The following is a 10,463-nucleotide window of genomic DNA, read 5'->3' as shown; positions in this document are numbered from 1 at the left end:
TATTCCTCCCCCGCCCCCCCCGTCTCACACCCGTTGGGTACCCCCACCTCTCCCCCCCCCCCCGCTCGCCCGCGCGGCCCCCCCCGCGGCTCCGCCCCCGGCGGGCTCGAATGCCGTACGGGCCCGCGGGCCCTGATGTGGTCGTGAGAAGATCCTTTTCGCCGTGTGCGCCGGCTTCGATGTGGAGGTGACCATGTACGCGATATCCCTGGGCGACGATGGTGCGGAGCTGCGCCCGCTCGAGCCCTGGCGGGCCGAGGAGTTCCTGGCCCATATGGACCGAGGACGTGAGCTCGTCGGCCAGTTCATCGGGCTGGCCGACCGTGTGACGGATCTGGCGTCGAGCCGTGCGTATCTCCAGACGTACGCGGAGAAGACCGCGGCCGACGCCGGGCGGATCTACGGCATCTGGGTGAACGGGGGACTGGTCGGCGGAGTCCTCTTCAGGGCGATGGACCTGGCACAGGGCACCGCCGAGGCGGGCTGCTGGCTGGAGCCGTCGGCGGTCGGCAAGGGGCTGGTGACCCGAGCCGCGCGCGTGATCATCGACTGGGCCATCGAGGAGCGGGACATCCACCGCGTGGAGTGGCAGGCCGCGACAGGGAACAGGGCCAGCGTCGCCGTGGCTCAGCGCCTGGGGATGACGCAGGACGGCGTGCTGCGCGGGAGCCGCCTGCACCGGGGCAAGCGCCACGACATCGAGGTCTGGTCGGTCCTGGCCGCGGAGTGGCGGGCCGCCAAACGAGCTCCGTCGTAGACACCGCGCCCTTGTGCTGATCCAGGCCCGGTCCGGCGCCCCACCTCATGCCGAGGCCGGGGCGCCGGTGCCTGCGTGCCCGAGCAGGCGTGGTCAGGAGTCGTCGTGTTCGGTTCCGCCGAAGAAGTGCAGCTGCCCCTGCCGGCGGATCGGCTGGCCGGCCGGCAGAGGATCGTGCCCCAGATCGGGCAGGGGCACCTGTGACCAGTCGATGAACGGGCGCCCCTCAGCCGTCCGGTGAATCGCCTCGCGCAACTCGAATCCCTTGTCGGCGCTGCCGCGGACATGGGTCCATATGCCGCACTCGTGGTCCAGGCCGTGGCCGAGGCCGGCCAGCCATGTCTCGAGATAGCCCTCCGCCGCGCCGCGGACGGAGGACGGATCGCTGAACAGCCAGACCCAGCCCTTGGTGCTACCGCTGTGCCCGATGAGATGGGTCATCTCGAGCAGATGGAAGCCGTGCGGATGGTGGGTGACGAGTCCGCCCGGCGGTTCGGGGAGCTCGATGTCCTCCAGGTGTTCTATGCGGGCCTTCGCGATGTGGTCGTAGGGATCGATGCGCAGTACGTCCCGATAGGCATCCGCCGCGGCCTCATGCTCGCCCAGCCAGTGCAGCGCACACGCGCGCGAAAAGGCTGCCAGATTGTCGGCCCCTTGCAGGGCGAGCGTGCGTTCCGCCGCCCGCACCACTTCGGCTGCCAGTTCCCGGCCCTGCTCGTCTTCCTCGTCCAATCCGACGGGTGGCGTGTGTTCGTAGTCGAAATGGTCCTCACTGGTGCCGAACTCATCGTTCAGGTGGGCCCGCAACGTGCCCAGCTGGAGCAGCGTCAGACCGGTGGAGCTGGCGGCGTCGTCGGGAACGACCGCCTGGATGGCGGCGTAGGCCGCCCGGATCTCCGCTTCGTCCTCCTCCAGCTCCTCAACCGTGTCGTGCTCGGCGGCTTCCCAGTAGTACTGAAGGAATGAGCCCGCGCTCCCGCGTGCCGCTTCCAGGTCTGTCAGGCTGTCCATGACTGCCAGAGCCTAGAGGGTGGCCCCGCAAATGATCTACGGCTTGGATGAGTAGTCCAGCTGCTCCGCCCACGTGGCAGCCGTGTCCTCGCCACGACCACGAAGTTGACGTGTGTGGCCGACGTGCTGGGCGGCAGCGCGCGCCTCGCGGCGGCCACCGCCTCGGTGGCGCGGCGCAGGCCATGCTGACGGCACCTTCCGCCGCATTGGTCCATCTGCAGCATGGGGTACGAAGGGTTCACCGGCAAGGTGCCGTGAACCGTGCGGGTGACGGACACCGTGCGGGTCCGCAGACCGGATCGCGCCGGATCAGGGCGGGGTGAAGAGAGTGGGAAAGCGCGGGGCCAGCCAGGGCTTGCGGCCCCAGGCCAGGACGCGTCCCCGGGCGAGGGCGCTCCATGGGCCGAGGCGGCCCAGCGCCACCAGGAGAAAGGCGACCGGCTCCATGAGGATCGTGCAGTCCGGGCGGCCCGGCGGCCGTGGATCGACGGCCACCGCGCCGTTGGTGAACGTGGCGCCGAAACGCGCGCCGCCCCCGAGGCGGAGAGCGTAGCGGGCCGTGTGCCCGGCGGCGGCGGGGCTGACGACCCGGTCCATCGCCACCATCAGGAACGGCAGGCACAGTTCGGCTCGGGCACGGCTGACCATATGCGGACGGCCCAGCGCACGGGCGAGGTCGTAGCCGTGGCCGAGCATATGCGTCAGCAGATACGACCCCAGTACGTCCCTGCTCATCGGGCCCATGGGGCTGACCAGTTCGCCCTGCGCCGCGGGCTGCCGGGCCGCCGCCTCGAGGAATGCGTCGGCCTGCGCCACGATCATGGCTGCCAGCGGCCCGGCGCCGCGCTCGGTGAACGCCGCGAGCGCGACCTCGTTGGCCTCGGCCAGCCCGCCCGGTGTGCCATCGCCGTACGGGCGCGACTTCCCGGCCGCGATGTCCGCCATCAGCTCATTGGCCTGCGCCAGATGCGCCGCCACCTCCCCGACCGACCACCGCGACCCGGGCACCGGCGCCCCGGTGTCGGTCGCGCCGCGCAACAGCACGGCGATATCCCCGGCGGTGGCGCGTATCGCCTCGCCCAGTCCCGCGGGCCGCAAGCCCCCGATGTCCCGCTCACTCACGGATCCCACCGCTCTCCCTCATTCAGCCGGACCGCTCCCCGGCGCGTACCCACTCCTTTCACACATGGCCCGAGACCGCCACCGGCTGGACGTATAAAGGAACCGCACGTGGACTCAAGGGACCGGGAGGGTGGGCCATGGGCGTATGGGGCAGGGCGCTTGACGCCGCGGGGATCAGCGATCCGACGTTGCGTGACGACTACGCGCGCCAGCGGAAACTGGTCGCGAGGTATCGGCGCAGCTCCTATCTCGCGGCGCGCATGCTTCTGCCCCGGCCGCTGCTGCCGCATCTGATCACGGCGATCGCCTTTATGCACCACACCGACAACCTCCTCGACAGCGGCCCCGAGGCCGAGCGCCCGGCCGCCTACGCACGGTGGGAGAAGGAAGTCCGCGAAGGCCTGGCCGTCGGTGAAAGCGATCACCCGGCCATCCGGCCGTTGCTGTACACCGTCTCCGCTCACCCCGGCTTCCGCGCCCGCGTCGAGGACTTCCTCGACGCGGCGGCCACGGAGCTGGAGTTCACCGGCTTCGCCACCGAAGCGGACTATCAGCGCTACGTCGACCAGTACGCGCTGCCCGCGTTCATGCTGATCGCGGGTCTGATCGCCGGGGAGGACCCTCCGTCGGGCTACCGCGAGGCGTGCCGTACGTACATCGACGGCAGCCAGCGCCTCGACTTCGCCAACGATCTGTCCGAAGACCTCGCCGAGGGGCGCCTCAACCTCGTGCGCGGCATGCTCGACGCCCACGGTGTCACCCGCGCCCATCTGGAGAGTGCCCGGGACACCCCCGGAACCCGGAGCCTTCTCGAACGCCTCCTCGGCCAGGCCCGCCAGAGCCTGGCCGCCAGCCGGAGCCTGGTCGATCTCGCACCGCCCGAGGGCCGCCCGCTGTTCCGTGCCGTGATCGAGATCGAGGACCTGACGGCCATGGCGGCCGCCGCCAAGGGCCCCGCCTTGCTCCACGCCCCCGCCCGTCCACCCGCGCCGGCCATCGCGCGCGTGCTTCTCCGGGAGCGCCGCCATGTCCGCCGACTGCGCGGCCCTGCGGGTCTGTGACGAGCGTCAGGCTCCAAGGTTCGGACGCGTACTCCCTGGCGCCCGCGTCTCCCGCGGTTCTTCCGGCTCTTCCTGGAGGTCCTTCGGCCCCGCTTCCCGGAAACGCAGCCCCACGACACTCACGGCGAACCCGACGAGGGCCAGTGCGGCGGTCCAGAGCGTGGCCGCGTACATCGCGTCCAGGAAGGCGCGGTCGGCCGTCTCCGCCAGTTGCGGCAGCCGTAGCGAATGCGCCAGCGAGCGTGCCGCCTCGGCCGAGGTCCGGGCCTGCTCCTCGGCGCCGGGCGGCAGCCCCCGAGGACCGCCGGGCAGCGCGGCATCGGCCATCCGCTCGCGGTACACCCCGGAGAGGACAGAGCCGGCCATCGCCACCCCGAGTGTCCCGCCCACCTGCCGCGTAACACTGTTGACGGCGGATCCGGCGCCCGCGAGATGCGGTGGCACCGCGCTCATCATCACGGCCGTGACGGGGGTGCCGATCAGGCCCATGCCGAATCCCTGCACCAGCAGCAGGGCCGCGATGGTCGGGACCGGGGTCCGCTCGTCGAACCACAGATAGGCGAGGTACGTGGCCGCGGTGATCAGTATTCCGGCGGCGACCGTCCACCGGGCCGACAGCCGCCGGCTCATCGCCGGGGACGCCTGACTGCCCAGGACGATGCCGACCGCGGCGGCGATCATCACGGTTCCGGCGCGCGCGGGGGAGAGCCCCAAGGGCCCCTGGAGATAGAAGGCCGCGTAGAACAGATGCCCGGCCAGCGCCATGAACGCGATCAGCAGCACCACGCTCCCGGCCGTGAACCCGGGCTGCCGGAAGAGCCGCACATCCAGGCTGGGCGCCGGGGATCTGCGCTGACCGGCCACGAAGGCGGCCAGCAGCGCGCCTCCCAGCAGCAGCGGAAGCAGGACGTGCGGCCCGTACCAGGTCTCCCCGTTGCCCAGCTCGATGACCCCGTAGACCAGGCCACCGAGACCGAGCACCGACAGGGCAAGACCCGGCAGATCGAGCACCTGCCGTCGCGCGCCGCCCAGCTCGGGAACGACGGCCACCACTCCGGCCAGACACAGGGCGACGATCGGCACATTGACCAGGAACACCGACCCCCACCAGAAGTGGCTGAGCAGCGCCCCGCCGACGACCGGGCCGACGGCCACGCCGAGGCCGCTGGACGAGCTCCAGATCGCGATCGCACGAGTGCGCTTCTCCGCCGGGGTGCTCCGTACGATGATCGACAGCGTCGCGGGCATCAGCAGCGCACTGCCCGCGCCCATGAAGCCGCGCGCCACGATGAGCCAGGCCGGACTTCCGGCGAACGCACCTGCGCCGGAGGCGGCGCCGAACAGGGCCAGACCGGCGAGCAGGGTGGTACGGGGACCGAAGCGGTCGGCCAGCGCGCCGCCCGCGAAGAGGGTGCCGGCGAAGACCAGGGTGTAGGCGCTGGCCACCCACTCCAGTTCGGCGGGGGTCGCGCCCAGGCCCCGGTCCGGATCGGCCAGGGTGGTGACGGCGACATTGAGGATCGAGGTGTCCAGCCAGATCAGCATCTGGGCACAGACCACGACCAGGACGACGGCCCACGACCGGGACGGGGCGGCTTTGGTCATTCCGCGCCCAGCCCGTCGCGCCAGCTCGGCCGCAGCGGCTTCCAGCCCAGCGCCGTACGCGCCCGGTCGCCCGCCGCCCCGCGCGCCGCGGTGAGCTGATGGGTGAGGAACCAGCCGAGCAGCCGGGGCGCGAGCGCGGCCGGGATCGTGCGCGGCGGCGGGCCGCCCAGCGCTCGGGCATAGGCCGGAAGCCACTGCGCGGCCGGGGCCGGCTCGTCGTCCGTCACATGGAAGACGCCGGTGGCGTCCGATTCGACGGCGGCGACCGTGGCCGCCACCGCGTCTTCCACATGCAGGAACGAGGTGATCCCGGACGCGCCCTCGGGGAGCGGGAGCCGGCCGGCCAGCACCGCCTGCCCGGTCCCGCCGGTACGGGCGTACGCGGTTCCGGCGCCGTACAGCGTGCCGTACCGCAACACCACGCCCGCGAGGTCGAGGCTGTCCAGGACCAGCCGCTCCAGCTCGGCGACGGCCCGTACGGTGGCCGCCCAGCCGGGGTCGGGGGCGTCCACGTAGAGCGGCGCGTCCTCGTCGAGGACCGGATCCCCGGCCGGCGCGGCGGCGAAGGCGATGCTCTGCGCGACCAGTCGCCGGGCCCCGGCCGCGCGGGCCGCCGCGACCAGATGGGCGGTGCCCTCGGTACGCAGCCGCGCGGTCAGCGCGAAGGCCTCCGCGGGGTCGTCGGGTAACAGCCGCAGCGCCGTCATCTGGTGGACGACCACCTCGGGCCGGGCGGCCGAGACCGCCGACAGCAGGGCCTGTTGGTCAAGGGCGTCGGCGACCACGACCGTGTCGGCGTCTTCGTTCAGGGCCTTCGCCCGGGACTCCTCCCGTACCAGCGCGCTCACCTGGTGGCCCCGCGCCCGCAACGCGCCCACCAGCGGGTGTCCGATCACTCCGGTCGCCCCGGCGACAAGTATCCGCAACGGTCAGCCCTCCGCACCGGGAGAAAGGGGGGTGCGCACCCGCATCAGCAGATGGCACGCCGCATCGCCCTCCCGCAGACAGCTCGTGGCCCGGTTCTCCGACAGGGTCACGCCGAGCCCTTCGGACCAGCCCGCGTGGACATCGGTGCACGGGCACTGGTAGCCCTCCAGCGAACCGGCCATCCGCACCATGGTGATGGCGAAGTTCCGCCGCAGCGTGAGCACGATCAGATCGTCCCCGGCCACCTCGGTGGAGGCGTTGCGCAGCTCCCGCGGGAACATCCGGTCGCCGCACTCGTCGTACCGGCGGCGCAGCTCCTCCAGGTCCTTGGCGCCGTCACCGCTGTCGGGCAGCGCGCCGCTCCGCCGGGCGACCTGCTGCCCGACCTTGAGGGCGATCTTGCGCATCGCCTCGGCGTTGATCTCGTTCGCGACCTGCTGTCCGAACCGCTTGGCCACCCCCTGATACCAGTTGGCGTCGTGCTGCCACCACAGCCGGTATGCCTCCGTGCTCATGTGTGCTCCTTGGCCGCGAACCTGTCGCGTATCACTCGTTTGAGAACCTTGCCCGTGGCGCCCTTTGCCACGTCGTCGGGCTTCATCCGCAGGGCCCGCGTCACCGGGGGGAATCCGGCATCGGCGAGGGCGGCGTTGACCCGTCCGGTCCACGTCTCATCTCCGTGGCTGCCGTCGTTGTCGCTGTCGTCCGCGAGCTGGAGCAGCGCGTACGCCTCGGCCTCTCCGTCGCCGTCCCAGTCCGCCCGTACCCCCTTCGGGGCGACCCCGACGAGCGTGCAGTCGGCCAGCTCGGGCAGCTCCCGCAGCAGCAACTCCTCGGTACGGGTGCTGAACAGGATCCCGTTCCGGGTGCGAATGGCGTCCGGGGCACGGTCGAGGTGGTAGAAGTTGCCCTCCTCGTCCTGGTAGGCGAGGTCTCCGGTGAGCCAGTAGCCGCCCAGCCGCAGCCGGTGGAAGGTCAGCGAGTCGTTCCAGTACCCGGGGGTGAGCGTCGGCGACTTCAGCCCCAGGCGGCCGATCTGCCCGGGCGGCAGCGGGGTGCCGTCCTCGGCGAGCACGGCGGCCTGGGCGAAGCTGATCGGCTTGCCGACGCAGCGCGAGTAGGCAGAGGTGTCCTTGGTGTGCCGGTTGTGGAAGACCGAGTAGCCGGCTTCCGACGAGCCGAGCCCGTCCACGAAGACCGAGCCCTCGACCCGGGTACGGCGCAGGTCCCTGCCGATCCGCTCATGGCCGCCGTGCCGGACCAGGACCCGGATATGCGCCTCGTGTGCCGCGTCCCCGGTGTTGAACCACACCTGCACACTGGACAGGTCCCGGGCTGCCAGGTCGGCGGCGGCCATTTCGCCGAAGGTCGCCGCGAAGGCCAGCACCGTACTGGGCCGGAACTCCTCGATGGCGTCCAGCACATCGGCGCCCCGCCGGCTGGAGAGCAGTTTGATGTTCGCGCGCAGCAGCAGGCAGTACAGCAGTGTCGCCACCGCGGCGTTGTGCGCGCCCGGCAGCCCCACGAGCGTGCGCTCCATATCGGCGCCGGTGGAGTAGCGGAGCCGGTGCACCTGCGCGTACATCAGCGTGTGGTGGGTGTGCGGCACGCCCTTGGGCATCCCGGTGGTGCCCGAGGAGTGGGAGATGATCACGGGGTCGGTCGGGTCGTGCCGGTACGGGTAGGACCGGGGCAGCAGCTCGCGGTGGGCCGGCCGGATCTCGGCGGCGGTCACGCGGAAGCCCAGCCCGGACCCGGACAGCACGGCATGGTGGTCGCGGTCGGTGAAGGCGCCCACCGCGCCCTGTCCGCGTACGTACTCCCGGGCGATCTCCGGGGGCAGATTGCCGTTGACGAACGACGGGATGGCGCCGAGGGACGTCAGCGCCAGGAAGTTCACCGCGAACTCGGTGCTGGAGGCGGTCTGCACGGCGACCGGATCGCGGGGCCGCACGCCCTGGGCGGCGTACCAGCCTGCGTACGTCTCGACTGCCTCGTCCAGTTGACCGAGCGTCAGCGTCTCGGGGCGGCTGCCGTCCGGCGCCTGCCAGCTGCCGTCCGTCCACAGCGCGGGCTCGTCGAGCGGGCGGCCGTATGCCTTCAGGCGGTGCAGGACATTGCCGGCACCGAGCTCGGTGTCGGAGCAGATCCGCGCCCGCTCCTGCCTAGTGATGAGCATGGGTCTCCCTGTCGTCCCTTACGGCGTGCGCGTCCGTCGGCGCGCTCGGGGGAGTTTCCGTGTCGGCGGTGAGCCGGAACGCGGTGCGGCCGCCCCGCGCGCCCGGCTCCGTCACCAGGAGGTGACTGCCGCCGTCCCGCAGCAGCCGCCGGTGGGCGGCGGCCAGGTCGAACAGGCCCAGGATGTTTCCGGGATGCCCGGGCGTGTCGGTTTCGTCGTGGGTGGCGTGGTCGGCGTCGTACGCCTCGGCCGACCGGACCGAGACCGGTGCCTCGCCGCCCGGCCGGCCGAGCAGCACCGCCGCCGCCAGCCCGGCGGGCGTCGACGGGGGCGGGACGGGGCGGCCGCTGTCGACGGCCAGTTCCCGGTACGCGTCGGCCACCCTTGCCCAGCCATCGGCCGGGGGGACCCCCGCCTCACGGCGCTCTCCGCCGCCCAGCTCGACACCCAGCACCAGGACCCGGTCCAGCTCCGGGTCCTCCAGCAGCAGATCCGCCATGGCCAGCAGCTCGGTCACCGGATCGTCGAGGGTGGAGAGGCTGAACGTCTGCCCGGTGATCCCGAACTCCCGGCTCGTATAGCCCAGTACGGAGTTGGCGGTGGCCTGCATGAACAGCAGCGGGTTGTGGACCTGCCCGGAGACCATCCGCCGACTGGCCAGATCCGCGGTGGTGGTGTCGCCCATCAGACTGGCCAGTGCCACGGCGGTACGTGAGCCGTCCCCCGGCCGTTCGGTCAGGCACTGCCGGCTGACCTCGTACGCCAGCGGGCTGAACGACGACTCCACGAAACCGGGCAGCCGCGGCAGCGGTAGGTCGTCGTCCCGCCCGGTGCCGAGCGTCGCGGTGGCGGTGGCGAGGATGCCCAAGGGGGAGCGGAGTACCGTCTTCTCGGTCTTCACGGCCGCTCCAGCACGAGTGCGGTGTTGGCGCCCCCGAAGGCGGCGTTGACGGTGAGGGCCCGGCGCAGCTCGGCCGTACGCGGCTGGTTCGGCACATAGTCCAGGTCGCACTCCGGGGCCGGGCGGGTGAACCCGGCGGTGGGCGGCAGTACGCCGTCCAGCAGGGCCAGCATCGTGATCACGAACTCCACGACGCCCGCGGCCTCCAGGAGATGGCCGGTGGTGCTCTTGGTGGAGCTGATGGGTATGGTCTCGGCCCGCTCGGGGAAGGCGGCCCGCAGTCCGCGGGTCTCCGCCCCGTCGTTGTACTTGGTGCCGGTCCCATGGGCGTTGACATAGCCGAGGCCCGCCCCGTCCGGGTCCCCGGCGCGCCGCATCGCCTGCCGCGTCGCGCGCGCCAGTCCGACGCCCTCCGGGTGTGGTTGGGCGATGTGGTGGGTGTCCGTGGCCGCGCCCCAGCCCACCACGGTGGCCAGCGGCCGGGCGCCGCGGCGCCGGGCGTGTTCGGCGGACTCCAGCACGACGGCCGCCACCCCGTCGCCCAGCAGCAGTCCACTGCGGTCGGCGCTGAACGGGCGCACCGCGCCGTCGCGGGACAGCGCTCGGCCGGAGTCGAACTTGGCGAAGGTCTCCTCCTCCACCAGGTATCCACCCGCGCAGACCGCCGCGTCGATCCGGCCCGAGGAGATCAGCCGGCAGGCATGGATGATCGCCGCGGCGGAGGCGACACAGGCGTTGGTGAAGGTGAGCCGCGGCCCGGTCAGCGCGAGCCGCCCGGCCAGCAGTTCGGCGAGGCGCGCGGGCACGTCCGGTGAGCTGGTCGATCATCGTCGTGAGCTGGTCGTACTGGTCCAGATGGAGCCGGGCCAGGAACGCGTGGTGCTCGCGGAATCGGCCGGT

The 10,463-nt window shown here is 72.1% G+C and carries 9 protein-coding genes and 1 pseudogene; 2 read left to right on the top strand and 8 right to left on the bottom strand.

What is annotated here, in order from left to right; translation table 11 throughout:
* The first annotated feature begins 193 nt into the window (after positions 1-193).
* Positions 194-757 (top strand): GNAT family N-acetyltransferase, encoded by a 564-nt coding sequence (locus ACWDSL_RS48940; protein WP_450495675.1) that lies wholly within the window; start codon positions 194-196, stop codon positions 755-757.
* Between the two features lie 93 nt (positions 758-850).
* Here ACWDSL_RS48940 and ACWDSL_RS48935 read toward each other — a convergent pair whose 3' ends face one another.
* A complete protein-coding gene (locus ACWDSL_RS48935; RefSeq protein WP_450495673.1) occupies positions 851-1,768 on the bottom strand; it encodes a hypothetical protein in 918 nt (305 codons plus the stop codon).
* Positions 1,769-2,077: 309 nt separating this feature from the next.
* The gene (locus ACWDSL_RS48930; protein ID WP_450495671.1) at positions 2,078-2,899 is read right to left on the bottom strand and encodes a maleylpyruvate isomerase family mycothiol-dependent enzyme; all 822 of its coding nucleotides are present in this window, start codon (positions 2,897-2,899) and stop codon (positions 2,078-2,080) included.
* A 128-nt stretch (positions 2,900-3,027) separates the two neighbouring features.
* Here ACWDSL_RS48930 and ACWDSL_RS48925 point away from each other — a divergent pair, with 128 nt between their 5' ends.
* Entirely contained in the window at positions 3,028-3,951 is a 924-nt protein-coding gene (locus tag ACWDSL_RS48925) for a phytoene/squalene synthase family protein (protein ID WP_450495669.1), read from the top strand.
* A gap of 6 nt (positions 3,952-3,957) precedes the next feature.
* Here ACWDSL_RS48925 and ACWDSL_RS48920 read toward each other — a convergent pair whose 3' ends face one another.
* From ACWDSL_RS48920 to ACWDSL_RS48895, 6 genes and pseudogenes are all read right to left on the bottom strand, one after another.
* Complete coding sequence (locus tag ACWDSL_RS48920) at positions 3,958-5,556, bottom strand: MFS transporter (protein ID WP_450495668.1); 1,599 nt, start codon at positions 5,554-5,556, stop codon at positions 3,958-3,960.
* A complete protein-coding gene (locus ACWDSL_RS48915; RefSeq protein WP_450495666.1) occupies positions 5,553-6,482 on the bottom strand; it encodes an NAD-dependent epimerase/dehydratase family protein in 930 nt (309 codons plus the stop codon). Before ACWDSL_RS48915 ends, ACWDSL_RS48920 begins: the two co-directional genes overlap by 4 nt.
* A 3-nt stretch (positions 6,483-6,485) precedes the next feature.
* Entirely contained in the window at positions 6,486-6,998 is a 513-nt protein-coding gene (locus ACWDSL_RS48910; RefSeq protein ID WP_450495665.1) for a hypothetical protein, read from the bottom strand.
* Complete coding sequence (locus ACWDSL_RS48905) at positions 6,995-8,662, bottom strand: AMP-binding protein (protein ID WP_450495663.1); 1,668 nt, start codon at positions 8,660-8,662, stop codon at positions 6,995-6,997. Before ACWDSL_RS48905 ends, ACWDSL_RS48910 begins: the two co-directional genes overlap by 4 nt.
* Positions 8,649-9,563, bottom strand: coding sequence for a hypothetical protein (locus tag ACWDSL_RS48900; RefSeq protein WP_450495661.1), 915 nt, complete (start codon positions 9,561-9,563; stop codon positions 8,649-8,651). Before ACWDSL_RS48900 ends, ACWDSL_RS48905 begins: the two co-directional genes overlap by 14 nt.
* Positions 9,560-10,369, bottom strand: a pseudogene (locus ACWDSL_RS48895) (beta-ketoacyl-[acyl-carrier-protein] synthase family protein); the annotation flags it as partial. The pseudogene ACWDSL_RS48895 and the gene ACWDSL_RS48900, both read right to left, overlap by 4 nt.
* Between the last annotated feature and the right edge of the window lie 94 nt (positions 10,370-10,463).

The sequence above is a fragment of the Streptomyces sp. NPDC000941 genome, from assembly GCF_053599555.1.
Note: the sequence above shows the minus strand (reverse complement) of the source record. Positions and strands in the feature narration are given on the sequence as shown.